Source organism: Agromyces sp. NPDC127015 (assembly GCF_042725165.1).
Lineage (GTDB): Bacteria > Actinomycetota > Actinomycetes > Actinomycetales > Microbacteriaceae > Agromyces > Agromyces chromiiresistens.
Genome location: NZ_JBHXDI010000003.1, coordinates 472,359 through 496,268 on the forward strand (window position 1 = coordinate 472,359; position 23,910 = coordinate 496,268).

The 23,910-nt window shown below is 71.6% G+C and carries 21 protein-coding genes; 12 read left to right on the top strand and 9 right to left on the bottom strand.

Features of this window, described 5'->3' with window-relative positions; all coding sequences use genetic code 11:
- Positions 1-63: 63 nt before the first annotated feature.
- The 3 genes from ACFWGP_RS11575 to ACFWGP_RS11585 form a co-directional block, all read right to left on the bottom strand.
- Positions 64-735: a YdeI family protein gene (locus ACFWGP_RS11575; RefSeq protein WP_376930969.1), complete on the bottom strand. Its 672-nt coding sequence runs from the start codon at positions 733-735 to the stop codon at positions 64-66.
- 67 nt (positions 736-802) lie between these two features.
- Complete coding sequence (locus ACFWGP_RS11580; protein WP_376930970.1) at positions 803-1,546, bottom strand: formylglycine-generating enzyme family protein; 744 nt, start codon at positions 1,544-1,546, stop codon at positions 803-805.
- Positions 1,546-1,932: a DUF2255 family protein gene (locus tag ACFWGP_RS11585; RefSeq protein WP_231432000.1), complete on the bottom strand. Its 387-nt coding sequence runs from the start codon at positions 1,930-1,932 to the stop codon at positions 1,546-1,548. The genes ACFWGP_RS11580 and ACFWGP_RS11585 overlap by 1 nt, the downstream gene beginning before the upstream one ends.
- Positions 1,933-2,013: 81 nt before the next feature.
- Here ACFWGP_RS11585 and ACFWGP_RS11590 point away from each other — a divergent pair, with 81 nt between their 5' ends.
- The 4 genes from ACFWGP_RS11590 to ACFWGP_RS11605 all read left to right on the top strand — a co-directional run bounded on the left by ACFWGP_RS11590 (position 2,014) and on the right by ACFWGP_RS11605 (position 8,097).
- Positions 2,014-2,568 carry a bifunctional nuclease family protein gene (locus ACFWGP_RS11590; protein WP_231431999.1) on the top strand — a complete coding sequence of 185 codons (555 nt, stop codon included), beginning with the start codon at positions 2,014-2,016 and terminating at the stop codon, positions 2,566-2,568.
- A gap of 46 nt (positions 2,569-2,614) precedes the next feature.
- A complete protein-coding gene (locus ACFWGP_RS11595) occupies positions 2,615-3,415 on the top strand; it encodes an alpha/beta fold hydrolase (RefSeq protein WP_376930971.1) in 801 nt (266 codons plus the stop codon).
- 123 nt (positions 3,416-3,538) lie between these two features.
- Positions 3,539-7,546 carry a hypothetical protein gene (locus tag ACFWGP_RS11600; RefSeq protein ID WP_376930972.1) on the top strand — a complete coding sequence of 1,336 codons (4,008 nt, stop codon included), beginning with the start codon at positions 3,539-3,541 and terminating at the stop codon, positions 7,544-7,546.
- A 101-nt stretch (positions 7,547-7,647) separates the two neighbouring features.
- Positions 7,648-8,097: a recombinase family protein gene (locus ACFWGP_RS11605; protein WP_231431996.1), complete on the top strand. Its 450-nt coding sequence runs from the start codon at positions 7,648-7,650 to the stop codon at positions 8,095-8,097.
- Positions 8,098-8,178: 81 nt separating this feature from the next.
- Here ACFWGP_RS11605 and ACFWGP_RS11610 read toward each other — a convergent pair whose 3' ends face one another.
- Both ACFWGP_RS11610 and ACFWGP_RS11615 read right to left on the bottom strand, forming a co-directional pair.
- A complete protein-coding gene (locus ACFWGP_RS11610) occupies positions 8,179-9,039 on the bottom strand; it encodes a hypothetical protein (protein ID WP_376930973.1) in 861 nt (286 codons plus the stop codon).
- Positions 9,029-9,592 (bottom strand): RNA polymerase sigma factor, encoded by a 564-nt coding sequence (locus ACFWGP_RS11615; protein ID WP_376930974.1) that lies wholly within the window; start codon positions 9,590-9,592, stop codon positions 9,029-9,031. The genes ACFWGP_RS11610 and ACFWGP_RS11615 overlap by 11 nt, the downstream gene beginning before the upstream one ends.
- 340 nt (positions 9,593-9,932) lie before the next feature.
- On the opposite strand from ACFWGP_RS11615, the gene ACFWGP_RS11620 reads away from it, so the two are divergent.
- Positions 9,933-11,306: a flavin monoamine oxidase family protein gene (locus ACFWGP_RS11620; RefSeq protein ID WP_376930975.1), complete on the top strand. Its 1,374-nt coding sequence runs from the start codon at positions 9,933-9,935 to the stop codon at positions 11,304-11,306.
- A gap of 104 nt (positions 11,307-11,410) precedes the next feature.
- On the opposite strand, the gene ACFWGP_RS11625 is transcribed toward ACFWGP_RS11620, so the two are convergent.
- The 3 genes from ACFWGP_RS11625 to ACFWGP_RS11635 all read right to left on the bottom strand — a co-directional run bounded on the left by ACFWGP_RS11625 (position 11,411) and on the right by ACFWGP_RS11635 (position 14,575).
- Positions 11,411-12,085: a TetR/AcrR family transcriptional regulator gene (locus ACFWGP_RS11625; RefSeq protein WP_275506318.1), complete on the bottom strand. Its 675-nt coding sequence runs from the start codon at positions 12,083-12,085 to the stop codon at positions 11,411-11,413.
- A gap of 46 nt (positions 12,086-12,131) precedes the next feature.
- Positions 12,132-13,421, bottom strand: a complete 1,290-nt coding sequence (gene ectB / locus ACFWGP_RS11630) for a diaminobutyrate--2-oxoglutarate transaminase (protein WP_231431991.1) — start codon at positions 13,419-13,421, stop codon at positions 12,132-12,134.
- Positions 13,422-13,525: 104 nt separating this feature from the next.
- Positions 13,526-14,575 (bottom strand): LacI family DNA-binding transcriptional regulator, encoded by a 1,050-nt coding sequence (locus ACFWGP_RS11635; RefSeq protein ID WP_275506319.1) that lies wholly within the window; start codon positions 14,573-14,575, stop codon positions 13,526-13,528.
- 174 nt (positions 14,576-14,749) lie between these two features.
- Here ACFWGP_RS11635 and ACFWGP_RS11640 point away from each other — a divergent pair, with 174 nt between their 5' ends.
- The 7 genes from ACFWGP_RS11640 to ACFWGP_RS11670 all read left to right on the top strand — a co-directional run bounded on the left by ACFWGP_RS11640 (position 14,750) and on the right by ACFWGP_RS11670 (position 22,203).
- Positions 14,750-16,381 (top strand): ABC transporter substrate-binding protein, encoded by a 1,632-nt coding sequence (locus ACFWGP_RS11640; RefSeq protein WP_231431989.1) that lies wholly within the window; start codon positions 14,750-14,752, stop codon positions 16,379-16,381.
- A gap of 27 nt (positions 16,382-16,408) precedes the next feature.
- Entirely contained in the window at positions 16,409-17,356 is a 948-nt protein-coding gene (locus ACFWGP_RS11645) for an ABC transporter permease (protein WP_376930976.1), read from the top strand.
- A complete protein-coding gene (locus ACFWGP_RS11650) occupies positions 17,353-18,288 on the top strand; it encodes an ABC transporter permease (RefSeq protein ID WP_376930977.1) in 936 nt (311 codons plus the stop codon). The genes ACFWGP_RS11645 and ACFWGP_RS11650 overlap by 4 nt, the downstream gene beginning before the upstream one ends.
- Entirely contained in the window at positions 18,288-19,118 is an 831-nt protein-coding gene (locus ACFWGP_RS11655) for an ABC transporter ATP-binding protein (protein WP_376930978.1), read from the top strand. Before ACFWGP_RS11650 ends, ACFWGP_RS11655 begins: the two co-directional genes overlap by 1 nt.
- Positions 19,115-19,942, top strand: a complete 828-nt coding sequence (locus tag ACFWGP_RS11660; RefSeq protein ID WP_231431985.1) for an ABC transporter ATP-binding protein — start codon at positions 19,115-19,117, stop codon at positions 19,940-19,942. Before ACFWGP_RS11655 ends, ACFWGP_RS11660 begins: the two co-directional genes overlap by 4 nt.
- Before the next feature lie 56 nt (positions 19,943-19,998).
- Complete coding sequence (locus ACFWGP_RS11665) at positions 19,999-21,084, top strand: C45 family peptidase (protein WP_231431984.1); 1,086 nt, start codon at positions 19,999-20,001, stop codon at positions 21,082-21,084.
- A 111-nt stretch (positions 21,085-21,195) separates the two neighbouring features.
- Entirely contained in the window at positions 21,196-22,203 is a 1,008-nt protein-coding gene (locus tag ACFWGP_RS11670) for a CPBP family intramembrane glutamic endopeptidase (RefSeq protein WP_376930979.1), read from the top strand.
- 33 nt (positions 22,204-22,236) lie between these two features.
- Here ACFWGP_RS11670 and ACFWGP_RS11675 read toward each other — a convergent pair whose 3' ends face one another.
- Entirely contained in the window at positions 22,237-23,727 is a 1,491-nt protein-coding gene (locus ACFWGP_RS11675; RefSeq protein WP_275506324.1) for a CitMHS family transporter, read from the bottom strand.
- Between the last annotated feature and the right edge of the window lie 183 nt (positions 23,728-23,910).

Below are 23,910 nucleotides of genomic sequence, written 5' to 3' on the forward strand. Positions count from 1 at the left end.
GCCGCGACGACCGAGCGACGAAGGGGCGGATGCCTGGGCCCAGGCATCCACCCCTTCGTCACGTCAGCTCGACCCGCCGGCCGCGCGCGCCGCCTCGGCGGCGCGCAGGACCCACTTCGGCGTCTCGCCGTAGCGCTGGAACGGCACGAGCTCGCCCGCCGCGCTGTCGTCGATGAGCTGGGCGAGCCGGCGTTCGCGGGTCGCCTGCTGCTTCGCCTGCAGCACCCAGTGGGTCACCTGCCGGCGGTACGTCGGCGTCGCCGCCTCGAGGAAGGCGGATGCCGCGGGGTTCGCCTCGATTCGGGCGGCCCACTCGGGCGGCAGCTCTTGGTCGGGGTTCTCGTGCGAGTACACGCCCGTGCGATCTTCGCGACGGCGGGCGTATGCGGCGAGGCCGGCTTCGGTCATGAGGCCCTGCGCGGTGAGCTCTTCGACGAGTGCGATGTTGACCTTCGACCAGATGCTCGAGGGCTTGCGCGGCGACCAGCGCTGGCGCGTCGCGTCGTCGTCGATGCGCTGGGCGACCGAGTCGATCCAGCCGTAGCAGAGGGCGACCGGCACGGCCTGCTCCCACGTCAGCGGGCGGTCGGCGACGTGCTTCTTGTAGAGGCCCATCCACAGCTCGGTCTCGGTGTCGTGGTTCGCCTCGAGCCACGCACGGAACTCGTCGGGGCCGGAGAAGAACACCGCGGGACGTTCGGGCGTGCCGCCCGGCGTGCCGATCTGCTGCGCCATGCCGTGAGTCTGCCATGCGCCGCCGACACGTGCGGCGCCGGGTCGAGCCGGCGCGGCGCGGCGACGTTCAGCGCCGAGGCGTCCACCCCGGCGGCAGCGGCTCGTCGATCGTCGCCCGCTCGAGGTCGGCCGCGAGCGACCACCCCTGCGCGGCATCCGCTTCGTCGAAGCCACCCCGAGCGACGCGGAAGCCGACGTCCTCGTGGCGCATGCCGGGCGCACCGCCGCGCCGGGTCGACGCGCGCACGCTCCACGCGTCGTCGGCGAAGCCGCCGCCGCGGAACACGCGGTAGTCGTCGTAGCGCGCCGGGTCGAGCAGGTCCCAGCACCACTCCCACGTGTTGCCGAGCGTGTCGAACAGCCCGTTGAGGTTCGGCAGCTTGAGCCCGACCCGCTGCGGCGCGGAGACGCCGTCGGCCGCCGTCCACGCGACCTCGGCGAGCGGGCCGTAGTGGGGCCCCGTCGACCCGGCACGGCACGCGTACTCCCACTCGGCCTCGGTCGGCAGGCGATAGCCGTCGCTCGTCGCGTCCCAGTGGACGTCGAGCCCGTCGAACGCGTACGCCGGGTCGAGCCCCTCCCACTCGGAAGCGGCGTTGCAGAAGCGGATCGCCCGCAGCCAGCTCACATCGGCCGCCGGGCGAAGCGGATGGCTCGCGGTCTCGCCGATCGCCTCGGCGAGCTGCTCCTGGGTGACGGCGAAGCGGCCGATCTCGAACGATTCGAGCTCGACCGTCCACCGCACCTTCCGGCGCGCGTCGTGGAGGCCCACCATGCCCGCGGGCAGGCGCACCATCTCGAGATCGGGCATCAGCCGGCGTCGGCCTCGGGGACGAGCCGGATCGTGACGTCGTAGCGGCGCTCGCCCACCACCGTGGCGACGATGCGCTCGGCATGGTGGGCGTACTTGGCGCGGTACGCAGCGTCGAGGTCGCGCTGCACCTCGGCCGAGGCGCCCGCGAAGCTCACGTCGCGTTCGACACCGCCGGCCCTGACACGGCCCGTGCCGCTCGCGACGGCGCGGCGGTACCAGCCGGCCTCGGGGCCGTACGCCGAGCGCACGAAGAGGTCGTCGCCGACGCGGGCGACCCACATGGTGACGTACGGGCGCAGCGACCCGTCGGCGCGCCGAGACGCGAGCTGCAGCTCTTCGGCGGCGCCGACGCGGTCGAGCTCGTCGGCGGTCCAGTCGGTCATCGGCGGCTCCTTCGGTCTCGGATGATGTGCCGGCAGGTGAACGAGCCTACGCTCGAAGGAGGTCGCGGGACGGAGGACGGCATGATCCAGGTGCGGGTGCTCGGCATCGCGCTCGACCAGTCGGGGCAGCATCTCGTGCTGCTGCGCCCGCTCGCCGACGACCCGGACGGGCCGGTCGTCGTGCCCATCTGGATCGGCCGGAACGAGGCGAACTCGATCCTCATCGCACTCAGCAGCGAGTCGACCCCGCGCCCGCTCACGCACGACCTCATGACGACGCTGCTCGGCACCCTGGGCGCCCGCCTCGAGCGGGTCGAGGTGACGAAGCTCGACGAGGGCACGTTCTACGCCGAGCTCACGCTCGTCACCCGGCAGGGGCCGCGCATCGTCGATGCCAGGCCGTCCGACGCGATCGCGCTCGCCGTGCGGTCCGAGGCGTCGATCTGGATCGCCGAGCAGGTGCTCGAGGACGCAGGAATCCCGGCGGAGCTCGCCGGCGAGGCGGCGTCCGAGCCCTCCGGGTCGTCGCACCACGGGGATGCCTCGGGCGGAGCCGCCATGCCGATCGACGAGTCGAAGCTCGAGGAGTTCAAGCGGTTCCTCGACGACGTCGACCCCGAGGACTTCGAGGGCTGAGCGCCGCGCCGCGCGATGCGCGCGACGGCGCGGCAGAATGGCAGGCATGGATGCCTCGTTGCCGGCGCGAACCGTGATGCCGAAGCCGCAGTACGTGATGGCCGCCGACGGCACCCGCATCGCGACCTACACCTGGGGCGACGACGACGCGCCGACCGTGCTGTGCGTGCACGGGTTCGCCTCGAGCTGCAAGGACAACTGGGTCGACACCGGCATGGTGCGCGACCTCACGGCGGCCGGCTTCAGGGTGATCGGCGTCGATCAGCGCGGCCACGGTGCGAGCGGCACGCCGCACGAGGCATCCGCCTACCGCATGTCGGCGTTCGTCGACGACCTCGTGACCGTGCTCGACACGTACCTGCTGGTCGAGGGGGTGCGCTATCTCGGGTACTCGCTCGGCGGGCGCGTGGGCTGGCAGCTCGCGGTGCAGGCGCCCGAGCACGTGTCACGCGCGGTGCTCGGCGGCATCCCCGACGGGCGGCCGCTCGCCCGCCTGCAGATCGACCAGGCGCGCGCCTACGTCGACGAGGGCACGCCCGTCGACGACCAGGTCACCCGCAACTACGTGGCCCTCGCCGAGCGCGTGCCCGGCAACGACCTGCGCGCGCTCATCGCGCTCGCCGAGGGCATGCGACTCGGCGACGCCGACCCCGACCCGGCCGACCCGCCGCGCCAGCCGGTGCTCTTCGCGACCGGCACGGAGGATGCCATCGTCGAGCAGTCGCGCAGCCTGGCGGCGGCGACGCCGAACGGCACCTTCGTCGAGGTGCCGCGGCGGCACCACTTCAACACGCCAGGATCGCGGGTGTTCCGGCAGGCGGCGGCGGAGTTCCTCGCGGTCGGCTGATCGCGGCCGGGAGCGGCGCCGACCCGATCCCCGCGCCGCGCGATCGTCGGAGGGGTGCCGTCGCCGGGTCGACTTCGATACGGTGAGTGCGTGCGCAGTCCGGGGGGAACGGGCAGGTCGAACGTGGCGGCGAGTCGCTCGCGGCGGCGATCCGGCGGTGGGCGAGCGCGGGCGGCCGTTGCCGTCGGCGCGCTGATCGCCGCGCTGTTCGCCCCGTTCGGGGCGGCCACCTCGGCGACGGCCGCGACCCTCGAGCCGTCGGGCCTCGCGACGGGCATGATCGTCGACGGCACCGTCGACCCCGGCACTCCGCCGAACACCTTCAACTGGGGCGACTTCATCACCGGCGTGCAGCCCGACAGCAGCTTCACGTTCACCCCGACCGGTCCGTACACGACGACCCAGGGCCTGGCGTCGACCGGCATCATCGAGGGTGCGTTCGACTGGGACAACAGCTCGCTGGCCGCTGCCTGCGCCGCGGGCGCCGAGCCGACCGGCGCCCCGCCGAGCCAGAGCCCGAACACCAACCCGTGGCTGCCGGGCACGGCGAAGCCGAACGAGAAGGGCGACCTCTGCTCGACGGCGTACGGGCTCGAGGTGGTCACCGATGCGGCGGGCACCCGCCACACCATCCTCTACGGGTACTGGACCCGCTACGTCGGCAACGGCGAGGTCAGCATCTTCCAGCACCTCGAAGGGCCCGGCAACGGGCGCTGCAACGACGTGCTGATCGAGTTCGACTACGAGTCGTCGGGCACCACGGCGCGAGTGCTGCGCTGGGCGCCGACCGCGGGAGACGCCTGTGCGAACCCACTCGGCGCCGGCACGTGGGTGGCACAGCCCGGCACGGCCGACTTCACCTGGGCGACGGGCATCCGGCAGGAGGGGCCGCCGCTCACGAACCAGCCGCTCGACACGTTCGGCGAGTTCGCGATCGACCTCAACACCTCCGGCATCTTCGCCCCGACCGAGTGCCGCACCTTCGAGGTGTCGGAGATGTTCACCCGCACGGGCAACTCCGCCCAGGCGAACATCCAGGACTTCGCCGACCACGCACCCGACGCCATGAGCCTCTCGAACTGCGGCGCGCTCACGGTCACGAAGGCGACCGTGCCCGACGACGTGGAGCCGACCGACGACTTCGGGTTCACCATCACCCGCGAGGGCGGACCGGTGATCCCGGGGCCGCCGCCCGTCGACTCGATCGTCGACACGCTCGCGGCCGGCGAGACGAAGACGTACGAGGACGTGCTCGTGAGCTCGCAGTACCACCTCACCGAGACGTCGATCCCACCGCCGTGGTCGCTCCAGTCGATCGTCTGCACGGCGATCCCGCTCGGCGGCGGTCCGCCGCAGGAGTTCGTCATCGACGACCCGTCCGACGCGTTCCTCGTCTCACCCGAGAACACGACCGACTGCGTCATCACGAATGCCGCGGCCGTCGTCACGGTCGAGAAGCAGACGCTGCCCGACGGGGCGGCCGGTGCCTTCGGGTTCGAGGTGACCGGCCAGGACGACGTCACGCTCGGCGACGGCGATCGCCGCTCGTTCGCCGTGCCCGTCGGCGAGGACGTGACCATCACCGAGGCGGCGGCCGACGGCTGGCTCGCGCCCGACATCGCGTGCGACAGCGGCGGCGCCGAGGTCGACGGTCGCTCGGCGACCGTGACGCCGGCGGCGGGCGAGAACATCACGTGCACGTTCACGAACACGCAGCTCGGCACGGTCATCGTGTCGAAGGAGGCGCACGGGGTCGACGGGCGGACGTTCTCGTTCGCCAGCGACCTGCCCGGTGGCGAGGCCTTCGACATCGAGGTGCCGAACGGCGACGGGACACTCTACGAGGAGACGTTCACGGGCGTGCCGCCCGGCGAGTACACGCTCAGCGAGGACTCGGACGCGGCCGATCCGCCGACCCGGCTCGCCGACCTCTCGTGCACCTACGGCGGCACCGATCACACGGGCGACACCGCTGCGCGCAGCATCGACTTCACCGTGCTGCCGGGCGAGACCGTGCGCTGCTTCTTCACGAACAGCCTTCCGGGCTCGATCGCCGTCATCAAGCGCACCGTGCCGGTCGAGTACGACCAGCTGTTCGACTTCGTGTTCACGCCGCCCGACGCGGCGCCGACGGGATTCCAGCTCAACGGCGACTCGACTCCGCCGAACGTCGCGCTCCGGTCGTTCGGGTCGCTCGAGCCCGGGTCGTACACCGTCACGGAGCCTGCGGACGTCGACGGCTGGACGCTCGAAGGACTCGACTGCAACGGCGCCGAATGGCAGCCGAGCGCGGACGGCCGCGGCGTCGTCGTCGACCTCGCCGACACCGACGCGGCGGTCTGCTTCTTCACCAACCGTGCCGACACGGCCTCGCTCACCCTGACGAAGACGGTCGCGGGCGCCGATGCGGATCTCGCGTGGTCGTTCGCGTTCGACCTCGTCGGACCCGACGGCACCACCATCGGTCGGACCGCGACCGAGGCAGCGCCGACCGTGCAGTGGGACGAGCTCGTGCCGGGTGCGACGTACACTCTGCGCGAATCGGGCGCCGCCCAGGCGGGGTGGTCCCGTGGTGCACCCGTCTGCGGCCTCGAGGACCTCGATCCCGCTACGGCGGGACTGCAGTTCTCACCGACGCCGGCACAGGCCGTCGAGTGCACGGTCGAGAACACCGCCGAGGCATCCTCGATCAGCGTCGCGAAGGTGGCCGCGGGCATCGGCGACGACTTCGCGTGGTCGTTCGACCTCGGCATCGATCCGGTGCCGACGGGCGAGTCGAGCCCGAAGGTCGTCAGCGGTGTCGGGCAGTCGGGCGAGATCGTGACCTGGGGTGCGCTGATGCCCGGCCGCAGCTACTCGATCACCGAGTCGGGTGCGTCGGGCTGGTCGAGCGACGTCGCCTGCACGGGGCTCGCGGACGAGGACCTCGAGGCGCCCGGGCTGCAGTTCACGGCGCCCGTCGGTCTGGACCTCGAGTGCACGATGACGAACCGGGCGACGGCCGGCACGGGCGCGCTCACCAAGACCTCGCTCGGCGGCGACGGCGAGTTCGAGTTCGTGCTCACCGACCTCGACCACGCGATCGACCCGATCACCGTGGGCGTCACGACCGCGGGCGGCGGCGCGGAGGTCGAGCTGCCGCAGATCATCCCGGGCGTGCGCTATTCGTTCGTCGAGGTCGACCGCCCCGACTGGATCGAGGGCGCGCTCACCTGCACGATCACGCCGGGCGACGGCGGCCCCCCGTTCGTGCTCGACGATCTCAGCGACTTCTCGGTGAACCCCGGCGACGTGGGCGCCTGCAGTGCGGTGAACTCCGCCTACGGCCGCATCGTCGTGGTGAAGGCCGTCGACGGGGCCGACGGCGAGTTCGGCTTCACCGGCGACTGGCGGTCACCGCCCGAGTTCACGATCACGACGAGCGACGGCACGGGGGCGGCAGCGTTCGACGGGGTCGTTCCCGGCAGCTACACCGTCGAGGAGCGCGCGCGCGACGGCTATGAGACGACCGGGCTCGCCTGCGTCGACGGCGCCGCCGACGGCACCCCGTCGACGACGGCAGACCTCGTCGGCTCGATCGGGCTCGACCCCGGCGAGACCGTCACCTGCACGTTCACGAACACCGAATGGGGCGTTATCGTCGTCGACAAGTCGACGACACCGCCAGGCTCGTCGCAGGAGTTCGGCTTCGAATGGGGGCCGGACGGCGGCGACGAAGCGGGCTTCGCTCTGTCGGATGCCTCGGAGCCGTTCACCACCGCGCCGCTCGCGCCCGGCGACTATCGGGTGACCGAGCTCGAGACCGCCGGGTGGGCGCTCGACGGGGTCACGTGCACCGGCGGGGCGTCGGAGCCGACGATCGACGGCGCGAACGCAGTGATCGCGCTCGGGCTCGGCGAGACGGTCGTGTGCACGTTCGCGAACTCGCAGGTGCTGCCGCCCGAGCCGCCCGAACCCCCCGAGCCGCCCGAGCCGCCCGCGCCCGAGCCGCCGGACGCCGGGGCCCTGCCCGCCTCGGGTTTCGAGGCGCTGCAGCCGATGCTCGCCGCGATCGCGCTGCTGCTGGCCGGCGCCGGCGCGTACGCGCTCGGCCGGTCTCGCGATCGGCGCGCCGCGTCGGGTCCGCGCTGAGCGCACGCCGGGGCATCCGGCCTGTACCGGCCCCACCCCCGGTGTCGGCGCGAGCGCGTACGATGAATGCCGGACGGAACGGGTAGGAGCGAGGCGACCGGATGACTGACGAGCACCCCACGGTGGGCGGGTCGTCGGCGACGCACGCCCACGCCGCCACCGAGTGCCCCGAGTGCTTCGTCGAGTTGCGACGCGACGGCGACTGGTGGATGGCGCGGCCCGAGGGGTCGCGTCTGGTGGGCCTGGTCGTGGCCAGGGCCGACATGCCCCCCATCCTCGAGCAGCGCGAAGACCTGCTCGCGTTCGGGGTCGCGATCCTCGACTTCCGCTACCCGGCGCCCGAGAACGTCGGCGAGTCGTGGGAGCAACGACTCGCCCGGTTCTTCGGCACCCTGCACGGCGGCGACGTGCTCGTCGTCGCGAACGTGCACGCGCTCGGCCGCGACGTCGAAGAAGAGTTGCGCACGCTCGCCGAGCTTCGCCGGCGCGGGGTCGTCGTCAAGGTGCTGAGCCACGGGGCGCGGCACCTCGCGAGCACCGGGCTCGACTGATCGGCACCGGGCATCCGCGCGGCCGCGATGCGGGCACGAGCGTCGTGCGCACGGCCCGCATCGGTGCCCGAAGATCGCCGCTCAGAAACCGAACTGCTGGGCGGTCCCGAGATTGACGGGAGCGCTCACCACCGAGGGGATGCCGTCCTCCTCCACGGAGTCGGACGCCACGACCGCGTACGCGTTCGGCACCCCTTCAGATGACGGCGGCCCGAGTTCGGGTCCCGTCTCGAGCGCGACGATGCCGATGGTCTCGGGGTACCCCGGGTAGATCGGTTCGTCGGCGAGGTAGGCGGCGAGCTCGTCGCCGGGCGCGACCCCGCGCTGCGTGGTCACGGCGACGCCGTCACCGACGACCGGAAGGGTGAACTTCACCGCGACGTTCGTCGGCATGCGACCCGGTCCTTCGCCGAGATCGTCGCTGACGCGGATGCCCGGCCAGACATAGGCGAGGTACTCTTCCGCACCCTCCTCCTCGACGGTCGGCACCTCGCCGAGCACCGCCGTGAGCGTCCCGACGATCAGGCCGGTGTCGTCGTCGTACGAGGTCGAGGTCACGACCTCGCCGGCGGCGTCCTCGAAGTCGAGGCCCTCGGCGCGCACGACGATCGTCGTCACGGCCGCGAGCCGATCCGGCGGCTCGGTGGCCGACTCGGTCGGCGTCGGCCCGGGCTCGTCGGGTGCGGGCGTCGTGTCGGTCGGCGGTGCGGAGGTCGCCGGGGTGGGCCCCGGGCCCGCGAACGGCGCCGGGCCTCCGGTGAAGGCCACGAGCGCGCCGCCCGTCACGAGCGCGATGAGCAGCACCGCCGCGACGAGGCTGCCGACGAGCAGTTCGGTGCGGGGTCGCCGTCGGGGCGTTCGTCGGGCCTCGGCCATGAGTCCACCCTTGGCGGACGCCAGCAGGCGCGCCATCTCGTCGCCGTTCGGTGGTTCAGTTCTCATCGACGGTCACCGCCTTCCTCAAGCGAATCCGACTGCGGGAGACCCGCTGCTTGACCGCGCCGACGCTGAGGCCGAGCTCGGTGGCGGCCTGCGCGTACGGCAGGCCGTCGAGGAGGCACAGTTCGCAGACGCGGCGGTCGACCGGCTCGAGCCGCTCGATCGCGTCGAGCACCCATCGCAACTCCTCGCGGGCGGACTCGCGCGCCTGGTCCGCCCTGACGATCGACAGGTGCGCCGGCATCCACTCGTCGGGCAACGCGTCGGCGGCGGCGCGTGCACGCTTGCGGCCCGCGTTCGCGGCGATGTTGCGGCAGGTCACGAGCAACCAGGGCAGCAGCGACCGATCGAGCAGCGCGATCTCGGGGCCTCGTCGCCACAGTGCCAGGAACGTGTCCTGGACGATCTCCTCGACATCCATGCGGCTCGGCGCGAGCGCCCACGCATAGCGGGCGACCGTGTTCGAATGCCGGTCGAACGCCTTCGACAGGGCTCGCTGGTCGCCGGCGCCGATGCTGCGGAGCAGTTCGGCGTCCCCGGGTTCATCGTCCTCCACGGAGTACCTCCTCACTGCAGGAATGTCGCGGAAGCACTCGAAGGTCACACGCGGGCCTCGAACCTCTCGGTTTCGAGCGTTCACCCTGCCAGATTCCGACCCGCCCCGCGACGGCCTCGGGGTGGACGTCCCGACCCTCGCACGGGGGCGCGAAAATGAACGGCCGCATCCTCGCGCCCCGCCCGGGCGGCGTGCGGGGGCGTGCGTAAATGAATCCGCCGCGCCGGCGGCTCACCCGCGGGCGCCCCATGCTCGTAGGCTCCCTCGCGACGGCCGCATCGATGCCGCCGTCGACGGCTCGACGACCGAGCGGTTCGAGGACTCGATGAGGAGCATGAACGTGAGAGAGATCACCCGGGACGTCGTCGTGATCGGCGGCGGCGTCAGCGGTCTGGTGACCGCCCGCCGACTGGTCGAGGGAGGCGCATCGGTCGCGCTGCTCGAGGCCCGCGACCGCGTCGGCGGCCGCACCTGGTCGGACACCGTCGACGGCGAGTGGTTCGAGCTCGGCGGCCAGTGGATCTCGGCCGGCCAGGACGCCCTCGAGTCCTTGCTCGGCGAGCTCGGCAAGGAGAGCTATCCGCGCCACCGCGAGGGCCGCTCGGTCTACCTCGCGCCCGACGGGCGCCGCACCGAGTTCGAGGGCGACGACTTCCCGACCGCGCCCGAGACGGTCGCGGCGATGAACACCCTCATCGCCGCGCTCGATGCGCTCGCCGCCGAGCTCGACCCCGCCGCGCCGTGGGAGCACCCGCGCGCCGCCGAGCTCGACGCGATCAGCTTCAGCGCGTGGCTGCGCACCCTCAGCGACGACGAGGAGGCGATCCGCTCGTTCGACCACTTCATCGCCGGCGGCATGCTGACGAAGCCGGCGCACACCTTCTCGGTGCTGCAGGCGATGCTCATGGCCGCGTCGGCGGGCTCGCTGCACGAGCTCGTCGACGACGGCCTGCTGCTCGACCGGCGCGTCGTGGGCGGCATGCAGTCGGTGTCGACGCAGCTCGCCGACGAGCTCGGCGACGACGTCGTGTTCCTGTCGTCGCCCGTGCGGAGGCTCGACTGGACCGACGAGGGACCGGGCCGCGCGGCATCGGTCGTCGCCGAGAGCGACGAACTGCGGGTCAGCGCGCGCTTCGCGGTCGTCGCCGTGCCCCCGAACCTGTACTCGCTCATCCGCTACGAGCCGCACCTGCCGCGCGAGCGCATGGTCGCGCAGCAGCACCAGTCGATGGGCCTCGTCGTCAAGGTGCAGGCCGCGTACGACACGCCGTTCTGGCGCGAGCGGGGCCTCGCGGGTACGGGCTTCGGGCGCGACGAGTTCGTCTGCGAGGTCTACGACAACTCGACGCACGATTCGTCGCAGGGCATGCTCGTCGGGTTCGTCGTCGATGTCGAGGCCGAGCGGCTCTGGGCGATGCCCGAGGCCGAGCGCAGGGCCGCGGTGCTCGACTCGTTCGCCGCGTACTTCGGCGACGAGGCGCGGAACCCGGTCGCGGTCGCGATGTCGGACTGGGGCGACGAGGAGTGGACGCGCGGCGCCTATGCGTGCAGCTACGACCTGGGCGGGCTCAGCCGCTGGGGCCACCTGCAGAACGAGCCGGTCGGCCCGATCTTCTTCGCGTCGAGCGACATCCAGGGCGTCGGCTACCTGCACGTCGACGGCGCGATCCGCATCGGCGCCGACACGGCGAAGCGGATCTTGGCCGCGGGGTAGGGCGGCGACGGCGCGGATGGCTCGGCCGCGTGCCGAACTCGCGCGATGCATCCGCGTCCGCGCGCGCCGGCGCGGGCGCGGGCGCGCAGTGTGCTGCATCGCCGTCAGCGTGCGGGCGCGATGCGGTATCGCGCCGCGAGCCCGTCGAGCAGCAGTCCGAGTGCGAGCTCGAACGCGCGGTCGGCGACCAGCACGCGCTCCTCGACGAGTCGCCGGCGGTGCAGTGCGTACGCCTGGGCGACGATCCCGGGCGCCTCGGGGGCGTAGACGTCCTCGGGGCCGAGCGAGTCGATGGCGCCGCCGAACACGAGCTGCTCGATCGCCGAGATCGACGCGAACACCTCGGGCGGCGGGAAACCGGCAGCCTGGAACCCGACGATGACGCGCTGGTACATCTGGGTCGCCTCGGGGGTGTCGCGGATCGGCAGGTGCGCGTAGATCGCGACGCACTCCCGGTGCGCGCGCAGCACGCGAAGGTAGCTCCACGCCCAGCGTTCGGTCGCCGCTCGCCAGGGAAGCGGGCCGAAGCCCGAGACATCCACCTCGCGCACGAGGCGCTCCTGGATCCACCCGAGGATGACGGCTCGCGATGCGGCGTGGTTGTAGATGGCGCTCGGGACGACGCCCAGACGGTCGGCGAGCGCCTGGATCGTGAGTGCGCCGGCGCCCTTGCGGTCGACGAGGCGCAGCGCCTCGTCGGTGATGCGCTCGCGGTTCAGCACCGCGACGCGCGGCCGGCCGGCCCCGCGGCGGGGCGGCCGTGCCGCGTCGTCGGTCATGAGTCGGGGTGTTCCCGCGGGCCGAGGGGCCGCTCGAGCCGGCCGGTCAGCTCGCCGCGACCGCGGTCGCCGTCACCGCGGCGAGGCTCTCGCGCACGATCGCGAGGCCGCGCAGCAGCTCGTCGTCGGTGATCGTGAGCGCCGGCAGGAACTTCAGCACCTCGTCGAACGCGCCAGAGGTCTCGATGACGAGCCCGCGCGTGAAGGCCTCCTTCGAGATGCGCCCCGCGAGGCCGCGGTCGCCGTCGGAGACGAGGCCGTACATGAGGCCGCGCCCGCGCACGGTGAGTCCGAGCGACGGGTTCTCGGCGGCGATCAGCTCGAGCTCGCCGGCGAGGAGCGCCGACTTGCGGGCGACCTCGTCGACGAACGCCGTGTCGGCCCAGTACGCCTCGAGGGCGACGCGGGCGGAGACGAACGCGAGGTTGTTGCCGCGGAAGGTGCCCGTGTGGGCGCCCGGCTTCCACACGTCGACCTCGGGGCGCAGCAGCACGAGCGACATCGGCAGGCCGGAGCCCGAGATCGACTTCGACACCGTCACGAGGTCGGGCACGATGCCCGCGGCCTCGAAGGCGAAGAAGGCACCGGTGCGGCCGACGCCCGCCTGGATCTCGTCGAGGATGAGCAGGATGCCGCGCTCGGCGGTGATCGCGCGCAGGCGCTGCAGCCACGGCACGCTCGCGACGTTGATGCCGCCCTCGCCCTGCACCGCCTCGACGATGACCGCCGCAGGCAGGTCGAGGCCCGATCCCGGGTCGTCGAGCATCTTCTCGAAGAGGTCGAGGGTGTCGACGTTCTCGCCGAGGTAGCCGTCGTAGGGCAGGCGCACGACGTCGTCGAGGGTGACGCCAGCGGCCTCGCGGTAGTGGCTGTTGCCGGTGGCCGCGAGGGCGCCCATGCTCAGGCCGTGGAACGCGTTCGTGAACGCGACGACGGTCGGGCGGCCGGTCGCCTGGCGGGCGACCTTGAGTGCGGCCTCGACGGCGTTCGCACCGGTCGGACCCGTGAACTGCAGCTTGTGGTCGAGCCCGCGCGGCTCGAGGATGAGGCGCTCGAACGCCTCGATGAAGGCGCGCTTGGCCGAGGTCGCCATGTCGAGCCCGTGGATGATGCCGTCGCGCTCGAGGTACTCGATGATCGCGCGGGTGAACGCCGGGTTGTTGTGCCCGTAGTTCAAGACGCCGGCCCCGGCGAAGAAGTCGAGGTACTCGCGGCCGTCGGCGTCGACGAGGGTCGAACCGGTCGCCCGGTCGAACACCGTCGGGAACGAGCGCACGTAGCCGCGCACCTCGGACTCGCGGCGGTTGAAGACGTCAAGGTTCGCGGCGTCGCTCATGGCAGGCGGACTCCTCTGCAGATCAGGGTTTTGCGGTGTATCGAGCCTACGGCCTCGAACGGTGAGTCGGCTGCGAGCGGCCGCCCGGGGGGTCTGCCCGGGGATCAGGCCGTCACGGCGGCGTCGCCGTTGCGCCGCGACGTCGAGTCGCGGACGACGAGCTCACTGGCCGGATCGAGGCTCGACCAGTCGACGGGCTCTCCGTCGAGCAGGCGGATCAACGCGTCGACGGCGAGCCGCGCGGTCTCGACCGGGCGGAGGTCGAGCGCGGTGATGGTGGGGGTCGAGGTGCGGTTCATGACCGCGTCCGAGCCGGCGACGACGAGCAGGTCGTCGGGGACGCCGACGCCGAGTTCGCGGGCCCCTGCGACGAATCCCGCCGCATGACGACCGGTCAGGCAGTACACGCCGTCGGGCGGGGCGTCGCCCGTGAGGAGTTCATGCGCGACCGTGCGACCGCCGTCGACTCCGCTCGTCTCGTCGCGTGCGCGAATCATCGGCTCGATGCCGTGCTCGGCGGCCCACTGCTCGTAGCCGCGCCGTGCGTGCGCGTTCCACGAGTTCTCGTCGGTGCCGGTCACGAGCGCGACCCGTCGCGCCCCGGCGTCGAGGAGGTGGTCGAGGGCGAGCCGCGTGTCGCGCTCGGTCTGCTGCGCGATCGCAGGGAAGGCGTCGGGGCGCGCGGGGTCGACGCCGACCGCGACGAACGGGATGCGCTTGCGGTCGAGCAGGGTGAGCGCGGGATCGTTGCGGATCGGCGCTTCGACGAGGCAGCCGTCGGCGGCGAGCGACGAGGGCGGCGCGCCGGGCTTCGTCGGGTCGGAGATGAGCATGAGCGAGTACCCGTGGTCCATCGCGGCCAGGGCGGCGGAGCCGGCGAACCGGAGGAAGTAGTCGACCCCCTCGGGCATCGCGGTGTCGAGCGACTCGAGCGGCCGGATCAGCAGCGAGATGACCCCGAGCTTCGACTGCCGGAGTCCGCGGGCCATGGCGTTGGGCTCGTAGCCGAGTTCGTCTGCGACGCGCTTGACCCGCTCGATGGTCTCGGCGCCGATCGTGCCCTTGCCGTTCAGCGCGTTCGAGACCGTCGTTCGCGAGACGCCGGCGCGCTCGGCGACGTCGTTGATCGTCGGTCTCGCCGCATCGATGGACACCCGGCCAGCGTAGCAAGCGGACTGCGCTGATCGCAGCAGGGATCCTCACAAAGAGAATCGATTTACGGAATCGATTTACAAGAATCGATTCTTCTAGTAGCTTCGCCGTAGCTCATCGCACTCGACGGCGTGAGATTCGACGGAGAAGCTCAGGAGGACACAGTGAAAACCGCAATGACAAGAGCATCGATCGCGCTCCTCGCGGTCGCGAGCCTGGGGCTCGCGGGATGCACGGCGGATCGAGGCGGCGATTCCGGCTCGACGCTCGACGAGGGCGAACTCCTGCAGCTCACGCCGGCCGCGACCGGCGAGGTCGACAAGGTCACGTGGAACTCGACCTACGGCGAACTCGCGACGCTCGACCCGGTCAAGGCGTTCAACTACCCGGAGAACACGATCCTCTCCAACCTCTGCGAGTCCCTGTTCCAGATGCAGCCGGACTTCTCGGTCGAGCCGAACCTCGCCTCGAGCTTCGAGGTCTCCGACGACGCACAGACCTACGTCTTCCAGATCCGTGACGACGTCACCTTCTGGGACGGCACGCCGATGACCGCCGATGACGTGGTGTTCAGCCTGAACCGCCACCTCGACCCCTCCGAGGGCAGCTACCTCGCATCGAGCTTCGCCGATGTCACGGGCATCGAGAAGACCGGCGAGTGGGAGGTCACGCTCACCCTTTCGGAGCCGAACACCATCCTCGACGAGGAACTGGCCACGAACCTCGGCGCGGTCGTGCAGCAGCAGCAGCGCGAGGCCGCGGGAGAGGACTACGGCAACCCCGAGGCCGGCGTCATGTGCACAGGGCCGTTCCAGGTGGGCGAATGGAAGCAGGGCCAGTCGATCTCGCTCGACCGCTACGACGACTACTGGAACGCCGAGAAGCGCGCCAAGGCGAAGGAGGTCGAGATCGGCTTCGTCGTCGACCCCACCGCCATCGCGACGGGGCTCTCGACCGGTGAGATCCAGGGCTCCTACGACGTTCCGCTGCCGGCACTCGGACAGCTCTCGACGAGCAGCACGGGCGCACTCTCGTACGGCGAGGGCATGCAGATCATGGCGATCATCTCGACCGGCAACGGCACCTTCGGCGACCCTGCAGTGCGGCGCGCCCTCACCCGGGCGACCGACCGCCAGGCCATCGCCGACACCGTCTACGAGGGCACGGGCACGCCGTCGCGCTCGATCGTGCCGCAGGGACCGTGGAACCACTACCCCGACGTCGCCGAGCAGCGCGACGCCGAGCTGCCCGACCTGAGCTACGACCTGGACGCCGCGAAGCAGGAGCTCGAGGCCGCGACCGTCGACCTCTCGCAGCCGATCAAGATCGCCTATCCGAGCGAGCGCTCGTTCTACGCCGACATCCTCAACGAGATGGCGAACGGTGCCAAGGAGCTCGGCCTCACCCTCGAGCCGACCGGCGTGCCGAGCGCCCAGTTCGGAGCGTTCTTCTCCGACCCCGAGGCGCGCAAGGGCTACGACGGCTTCGTCACCACCAACTACCTCTCGAGCCCGTCGCCGCTCGCGCACCTCGACAACGTCGCCTACACGGGCAGCCAGCAGAACTACGCGGGCTTCTCCGACCCCGAGATCGACGCGGCGATCGACGCCGCCTACGCGGAGAGCGACCCCGCCAAGCGGGCAGAGCTCACGGTCGACGCGGAGGCGCTCGTCATGCAGCAGCAGCCCTGGGTGCCGATCAACGACCTCGCGGTCCGGCTCTACCTCGACCAGTCGGTGACCGGGGTTCCCGCCTCCTTCATCTACCTGTACTACCCCTGGGCCGCCGACCTCGGCTCGGCCGAGTAGCCGGGTGCGCGCGGGAAGGGATCGTCCATGCTCTACGTACTGAAACGCCTCGTCGCACTGGCGCTCGTGCTGCTCGTCTCCAGCTTCATCGTGTTCAGCGGGATGTACCTCGCTCCGGGAAGTCCCGAGCAGTTCCTCGTGCAGGGGCGCACGGTCAGCCCCGAGGTGCTCGACGCGATCCGGGCGCAGTACGGGCTGGATGATCCCTTCCTCGTGCGCTACTGGAACTGGCTCATCGACGTGCTCCACGGCGACTTCGGCCGGTCCCTGCTGACGCAGCAGGATGTCTCGACCCTCATCGAGTCGCGCCTGCCCACCACGCTCTTCCTCGCGGCATACGCGGCGATCCTGATCGTGCTCCTCGGCGTCGGGCTGGGCATCCTCGCGGCCACGCGCTCGGGCGCCTTCGAGAAGGTCGTCGTGTTCGGCTCGAACCTCGGGTTCGCCGTGCCGACCTTCTTCGCCGCGCTCGTGCTGATGGCGCTGTTCGGTGCGAACCTCGGCTGGTTCCCGGTGTCGGGATCGGGGGAGGGGTTCGCCGACCGCGTCTGGCACCTGACGCTGCCGGCGATCGCCCTCGCGTTCCCGGCGATCGCGGTCGTCGCCCGGATCACCCGCACGGCGGTGCGTGAGGAGCAGGGCGCCGAGCACGTCGTGATGGCGGTCGCGCGCGGCGTGCCGAAGCGCATCGTGCTCGGTCGGCACACGATCCGCAACTCGATGCTGCCCGTGACCACGGTCATCGGCACGAACATCGCGGGCCTGCTCGCGAGTGCATTCGTGATCGAGTACGCGTTCACGCTCGACGGCATCGGATCGCTGCTCGTCAACTCCGTGCAGAAGAAGGACTTCGCCGTCGTGCAGGCGATCGCACTCATCATGGTGCTCGCGTTCGGCCTCATCAACCTCATCGTCGACCTGCTCTATGCCGTCATCGATCCGCGGGTACGACTCGCCAGGGAGGTGTCGGCATGACGAGTCGGCAGACCACCACGGAGCCGCCGGCGAACACCGTCGGCCAGGACACCGTCGCGGTGCAGGCGATCCGCCGGCAACGACTCGACGGCCCGGTCACGGGCTGGCGGCGGCTGCGCCTGCGGCTCGGCACCCTCGGGCTCGTCTGCGCCGGCATCCTCGCCGTCGTCGTGCTCACGGCCGTCTTCGCGCCGTACATCGCACCGTACGACCCGTACGTCGGATCGATCGTCGACCGGCACCTCCCGCCGAGCCTCGAGCACTGGTTCGGCACCGACCAGTCGGGTCGCGACATCTTCTCGCGCATCGTGTGGGGAGCGCGCACGAGCCTCATCGGCCCCACGGTCGTCGTGCTCGTGGCCGCCGTCTCGGCCTCGCTCCTCGCGCTGACCGCGGTGTGGTTCGGCGGCCGGGTCGACGCGTTCATCGGTCGCGTCCTCGACGTGCTGTTCGCGTTCCCGAACATGCTGCTCGCCATCCTCGCGGTCGCGATCTTCGGGCCGTCGCTGCTCACCGCCTCGATCGCGCTCGCCATCGGCTTCACGCCGTACTCGGCCCGCGTCATCCGGTCGGTGGCGCTGCGCGAGCGCAACCTGCCGTACGTGTCGTCTGCGCAACTGCAGGGCATCTCGGGACTCGTCATCACGGGGCGCCACATCCTGCCGAACGTGCGCACCCAGATCTTCACGGGCATGACGATCAACTTCGGCTACGCGATGATCGACCTCGCCGCGCTCTCGTTCCTGGGGCTCGGCGTGCAGCCGCCGACGCCCGACTGGGGCCTCATGGTCTCGAACGGCCAGGCCTCGCTGCTGCAGGGGTACTGGGAGCAGAGCGTCTTCGCGGGCCTCGCGATCGTGATCACCGTGGCCGCGCTCGGTTACGTGGGAGAGCAGCTCGGCGGACGCCGGGCGGCGGGAAGGACGCGCTGATGCTGAACGTCGAGCACCTGACGCTCGCGGTCGCCGACCCCGACACGGGCGAGGAGACCGAGATCCTGCGCGGCAACTCGTTCTCGCTCCGCCAGGGCGAGGCCCTCGGCCTCGTCGGCGAGTCGGGCTCGGGCAAGTCGATGACGCTGAAGTGCCTCCTCGGCATCGAGCCGGGCGGCGCCCGCGTCGGCGGATCGATCGAGCTCGACGGAACCGACCTGCTCGCCGCGCGCGGCGAGCAGCTCCGGCGGATCCGGGCGAACGACCTCGCGCTCATCGCGCAGAACCCGCACGGCGCGCTCAACCCCGTGCTCCGCGTCGAGCGGTTCCTCGTCGAGGGCATGGCCGATGCCCGCGGCATCCCCAAGGCGGCGGCGAAGGCCCGCGCAGCGGACTTGCTGCGGCAGGTGGGAATCACCGACACCGAGCGGGTGCTGGGCTCCTACCCGCACCAGCTCTCGGGCGGGATGCTGCAGCGCGTCGTGATCGCGGGGGCGATGTCGGGCGAGCCGAAGCTGCTGCTGGCCGACGAGCCCACCACGGCGCTCGACGTGACGACGCAGGCCGAGGTCGTGGCGATCCTCGACGAGAAGCGCCGCCAGCACGGGCTCTTGATGATCTTCGTGACGCACGACCTCGACCTCGCGGCGGCGGTGTGCGATCGGCTGGCCGTCATGAAGGACGGTGCGATCCTCGAGATCGGCACGCCCGACGACATCCGCGACCGGCCGAAGACCGAGTACACGCGTGCGCTCATGGCCGCCCGACCCCTGCTCCACCCGGCGGGGCGTGCGCCGGTGCCCGCGAACGGAACGGAGGCGCACGAATGAGCGAAGACCTCATCCTGGAGGCGGTGGGACTCCGCCGCACCTTCCATGTCGGGCGCCGGTCGAGCGTCACGGCGCTCGACGACGTCTCGTGCACGGTGCGCCGCGGCACGTGCCTCGCCGTCGTCGGCGAGTCCGGGTCGGGCAAGTCGACGCTCGCCCGCGTGATCGTCGGGCTCGAGACGGCCGAGGCCGGCGCGGTCCGCATCGACGGGAACGAGGTGCGACCGACCACGTCGCGATCGCGCCTGCGCGCGCGGTCGAAGCTCGTGCAGATGGTCTTCCAAGATCCGCAGGGCTCGCTCAACCGGTCGCTGCCGGTCTCGGCGACCATCGACGAGATGCTGCGCGTGCATCGGCCCGACCTCGATCGCGCCGGGCGCCGGGCGCGGCTGCTCGAGCTCTTCGCCGAGGTCGGCCTCACCGAACGGCACGCCGACGCGAAGCCCTCTGCGCTCTCGGGCGGCCAGAAGCAGCGGGTCGCGATCGCCCGCGCGCTCGCCGCCGAGCCCGAGATCATCGTGCTCGACGAGGCGGTCTCGGCGCTCGACGTCTCGGTGCAGGCGCAGGTGCTCGACCTGCTCGCCCGGCTGCGCAGCGAGAAGGGGCTCACCTACCTCTTCATCACGCACGACCTCTCCGTCGTGCGCGCCGTCGCCGACGACGTCATCGTCATGCGCAGGGGCCGCATCGTCGAACGTGGGACGGTCGGCGAGATCCTCGACCGCCCGACCCATCCGTACACGAGACTGCTGCTCGAGTGCGCGCCCCAGCCCGGCTGGGTGCCGCGGCGCGGCGTCATCGAGCAGCTCGCCCACCAGCTCTGAACCGCGCCGGGAACCCGTCGCGCCATCTCCACCGCAACCGCTGAAGGAACGATCCATTGCACAGCATCACCGACCGCCTGCACGTCGTCGCGAACGGCGCCGATCCGCTCGAACGCGGTCGTGAACGGGGCGCGCAACTCCGCGACGCCCTGCCCGCAGGGCTGCGGACCTATCTCGAGCTCTTCGCGAAGTACGAGCTCGACGAGGCCGTCGTGCGCGACCTCGCCCTGAGCTGCGCCGACGCGGTCGGCGGATGGCGGCCCGCCCGGCTCGCCGAGATGGACGGGCTGGCCGCCGGAGCGGGGGTCGAGCCGTGGCACGTGTACGCGCTCAATGCGCGCACCGAGATCCTCTCGCAGGGCGTGGGCGCCGCGCCGGGCGAGTGCTCGACGATCGGCCGGCGGGTGCGGTTCGCCGACGGTTCGGTGCGCACCTTCGGACTGCAGACCTGGGACTGGCACCACCAGCTCGACGGCGAGTGGCACACGCACGAGACGCGCGGCGGCCGGTACGACGTCGCGGGCCTCACCGAGCACGGCATGCTCGGCAAGATCGGCGTCAACAGCGCGGGGCTCGCCCTGCACTTCAACATCCTCGGACACCGCACCGACGGTGCGGGCGGCGTGCCCGTGCACGTGCTGTCGGCGACGGTGCTCGAGGAGGCGGCCTCGGTCGACGAGGCGGTCGAGCTCGTGCGCGACGCGCCGCGCAGCGCGTCGAGCTCGTTCACGCTGCTCGACGCCGACACGGTCGTGACGACCGACATCACTCCGATCGGGGTGTTCGTCGTCGAGCCCGTCGACGGCACGGTCGTGCGCACGAACCACTTCCTGAGTCGCGAGGCGCAGGCACAGGAGAAGACCGAGATCTACCAGCCCGACTCCGACGAGCGTTACGGCCTGATCGCCGCCCGCTTCGCGGACTACCCCGAGCCGCGCACCGACGAGGAGCTGCTCGCCTTCCTCTACTCCGATCCGGGCCAGCCGCTGCTCTGCCACCGCCCCGACCTGACGCTGCCGTTCGGCGAGCGCTGGGCGACGCTCGCGACCGTGCAGCTCGACCCGGCCGCGCGCACGGCTCGCATCTCGAACGGCACGCCGATCGACGCCCGGGCGGGGGCCTGGCGGCAGCTCGTCGCCTGACCGGCCGGCCGGCCGACGGCCGCACGGATGCCTCGGGGCGGCGCTCATGCGCCGGCGATCTCCGTCCTGCGGCGGATCCGGTGCTGCGCACGACTCGGTAGCGTGGCCAAGATGAGCGAACAGCCGAGGATCATGGCGGAGGCGGTCGGTGCCGAGGAAGCCGAGGGCGCCGAGCGGGTCGACGGTGCCGACCGGCACGTGCACTGGGCTTCGGTCGCGGTGTTCGCCGTCGTCTCGTGCGGGCTCGCCTGGCTCGTGGCCTGGCCGCTCTGGGCGCGCGGCGAGGGCATGGCCGACCCGTTGCTGCCGCTGGTCGCGACCGCCATGATGCTGACGCCGGCCGTGGCGACGCTCGCGGCGCTCGTCGTGGACCGGCGGACCCGCGGGCGGCGCCCGGCGCGCGACATCCTGCGGGGTCTCGGCATGTGGCCGTTGCGTCCGGCGCGGCGCACGATCGGGATGAGCGTCGTCATGGTCTTCGCCATGCCCCTGATCGTCGCGATCGGCTTGGGAATCACGTGGATCGCGGGGCTCGCGGTGCTCGACCCGGTCGGCTTCTCGGGGTTCGCCGAGGCGCTCGCCGGCGAGCTGCCGCCCGGCACCCCCATGCCCCCGGTGGTGCTCGTCGTCGCCCTGCAGCTCGCGATGATCCCGGTCGGCGCCGTCGTCAACGCCCCCTTCGCGTTCGGTGAGGAGGTAGGCTGGCGCGGCTGGCTGCTGCCCGCCCTGCGCCCGCTCGGCGTCTGGCCGGCGCTCATCGTCTCGGGCGCGTTCTGGGGGTTCTGGCACACCCCGCTCATCCTGCTCGGCTACAACTTCGGCCTCACCGACGTCACGGGCGTGCTGCTCATGGTGCTCTCGTGCACCCTGTTCGGCGTGCTGCTCGGCTGGACGCGCCTGCGAACGGGCTCGGTGTGGCCCGCCGTGTTCGGCCACGGGGCGTTCAACGCCTCGGCCGGGCTCGGCGCGCTGCTCGTGGCCGCCGGGTCGCCAGTGCCGCCCGCCTGGCTGTCCGGGCCGCTCGGGCTCATCTCCTGCGCGGTCTTCGCCGGTGTCGTCGCCGTGCTCGTCGCGGCGGGCCAGTTCCGCCGCTCGCGCCTCTCGGCCCGGCTCGGCTGAGCCGAACCGGGCCGAGCGGCGGCAGCGCGGGCGTCAGCCGAAGGGAATCGCCCCGACGAGCACGCCGACGACGAGCATCACGAGCGAGACGAGCGTCGCCCGCCACAGCACCTTCTTGTGGTGATCGCCGAGGTTGACGCTCGCGAGCGACACGAGCAGCAGGATCGCCGGCACGAGCGGGCTCTGCAGGTGCACGGGCTGGCCGATGACCGAGGCGCGCGCCATCTCGGCGGCGCTGATGCCGTAGGTCGAGGCGCTCTCGGCGAGGATCGGCAGGATGCCGTAGTAGAACGCGTCGTTCGACATGAAGAACGTCATCGGGATCGACAGCACGCCCGTGATGATCGCCAGGTACGGGCCGAGCGCCGGCGGCACGATGTCGACGACCCACTCGGCCATCGCCGTGACCATGCCGGTGCCGTCGAGCACGCCGACGAGCACGCCCGCGGCGAGCACCATCGACACGACGCCGACGATGCTCGGCGCGTGCGCGACGATCTCGGCCGACTGGTCCTTGAGCTTCGGGAAGTTCAGGATGAGCGCGAGCGCCGACCCGATCATGAAGACGAACGCGAGCGGCATGACGTCGAGCACGAGCAGCACCATCACCGCGACGGTGAGCGCGAGGTTGAACCAGATGAGCTTCGGCCGCAGCGTGGGCCGGTCGGGGTGCAGCATCGTGTCGGCCATCGCCGTGTCGCGCTCGTCCTCGGCGACGGCGACGGGCGCGGGCGTGCCCGACCCGCTCACGGTGACGATGTTCGTCGTGGCGAGGGTCGCCCGCGCGCCGACCGAGCCCTGCGCGCCGCGCACGAGCCGAGGCACCTTCATGCCGAAGCGACCCGCGCTCGTGCGGCCGTCGGCCGCGGCATCCGCCCATTCATCGATCATGACGTTCGAGGTGGCGAGCGTGCCCAGGCGCTTGCGCTCGGCAAGGCCCAGCATCCAGGCGAAGGCGAGCGCGATCGCGAGGCCCACGGCGAGCGACGGCAGCATCGGCACGAAGATGTCGGTCGGCGAGATCTTGAGCGCGGTCGCGGCGCGCACGGTCGGGCCGCCCCACGGCACGATGTTGAGCGTGCCGTTCATGAGGCCGGCGACGCACGTGAGCACGACCGGGCTCATGCCGAGCCGCAGGTAGATCGGCAGCATCGCCGAGGTCGTGATGATGAAGGTCGTGGAGCCGTCGCCGTCGAGCGAGACGGCGCCCGCGAGAAGCGCCGTGCCGAGCACGACCTTCGCCGGGTCGTTGCCGAGCATGCGCGTGATGAAGCGGATGAGCGGATCGAACAGCCCGACGTCGATCATGATGCCGAAGTACATGATGGCGAACATGAGCAGGGCCGCGGTCGGGGCCATGCCGCCGATCGCCTCCATCACCATGTCGCCGATGCCGAGCCCGGCGCCCGCGAAGAGGCCGAAGATCGTGGGCACCACGATGAGGGCGACCATCGGCGTGAGCCGCTTGGTCATGATGAGGGCCATGAACACGAGGATCATGGCGAATCCGAGGATCACGAGCATGGTGACGTCCTTGTCAGTGAGCGCCCGCACGGGGCTGGTGGGTCTCGAGGAGCGTACGGACTGCGGAGGCCGGCCGGCCGATAACTCGCATTGCGCCGCGTTCTGCGCGTAGCGTTGGTTCTGCGCATTCTGCTCACGACGTGCCGGGCCGGATGCCTCGGGGCGCGTGCTTCGTCGGCCGAC

Bases quoted from the DNA above. Each gene is read 5' to 3' on its own strand.
- ACFWGP_RS11625 (WP_275506318.1), bottom strand. From the start codon at position 12,085: ATGACCGACGACGCGGCACGGCCGCCCCGCCGCGGGGCCGGCCGGCCG.
- ACFWGP_RS11650 (WP_376930977.1), top strand. From the start codon at position 17,353: ATGACGAGTCGGCAGACCACCACGGAGCCGCCGGCGAACACCGTCGGC.
- ACFWGP_RS11580 (WP_376930970.1), bottom strand. From the start codon at position 1,546: ATGCCCGATCTCGAGATGGTGCGCCTGCCCGCGGGCATGGTGGGCCTC.
- ACFWGP_RS11670 (WP_376930979.1), top strand. From the start codon at position 21,196: ATGAGCGAACAGCCGAGGATCATGGCGGAGGCGGTCGGTGCCGAGGAA.
- ACFWGP_RS11575 (WP_376930969.1), bottom strand. From the start codon at position 735: ATGGCGCAGCAGATCGGCACGCCGGGCGGCACGCCCGAACGTCCCGCG.
- ACFWGP_RS11655 (WP_376930978.1), top strand. From the start codon at position 18,288: ATGCTGAACGTCGAGCACCTGACGCTCGCGGTCGCCGACCCCGACACG.
- ACFWGP_RS11675 (WP_275506324.1), bottom strand. From the start codon at position 23,727: ATGCTCGTGATCCTCGGATTCGCCATGATCCTCGTGTTCATGGCCCTC.
- ACFWGP_RS11660 (WP_231431985.1), top strand. From the start codon at position 19,115: ATGAGCGAAGACCTCATCCTGGAGGCGGTGGGACTCCGCCGCACCTTC.
- ACFWGP_RS11605 (WP_231431996.1), top strand. From the start codon at position 7,648: ATGACTGACGAGCACCCCACGGTGGGCGGGTCGTCGGCGACGCACGCC.
- ACFWGP_RS11585 (WP_231432000.1), bottom strand. From the start codon at position 1,932: ATGACCGACTGGACCGCCGACGAGCTCGACCGCGTCGGCGCCGCCGAA.
- ACFWGP_RS11590 (WP_231431999.1), top strand. From the start codon at position 2,014: ATGATCCAGGTGCGGGTGCTCGGCATCGCGCTCGACCAGTCGGGGCAG.
- ACFWGP_RS11640 (WP_231431989.1), top strand. From the start codon at position 14,750: ATGACAAGAGCATCGATCGCGCTCCTCGCGGTCGCGAGCCTGGGGCTC.
- ACFWGP_RS11595 (WP_376930971.1), top strand. From the start codon at position 2,615: ATGGATGCCTCGTTGCCGGCGCGAACCGTGATGCCGAAGCCGCAGTAC.
- ectB (WP_231431991.1), bottom strand. From the start codon at position 13,421: ATGAGCGACGCCGCGAACCTTGACGTCTTCAACCGCCGCGAGTCCGAG.
- ACFWGP_RS11645 (WP_376930976.1), top strand. From the start codon at position 16,409: ATGCTCTACGTACTGAAACGCCTCGTCGCACTGGCGCTCGTGCTGCTC.
- ACFWGP_RS11610 (WP_376930973.1), bottom strand. From the start codon at position 9,039: ATGAGAACTGAACCACCGAACGGCGACGAGATGGCGCGCCTGCTGGCG.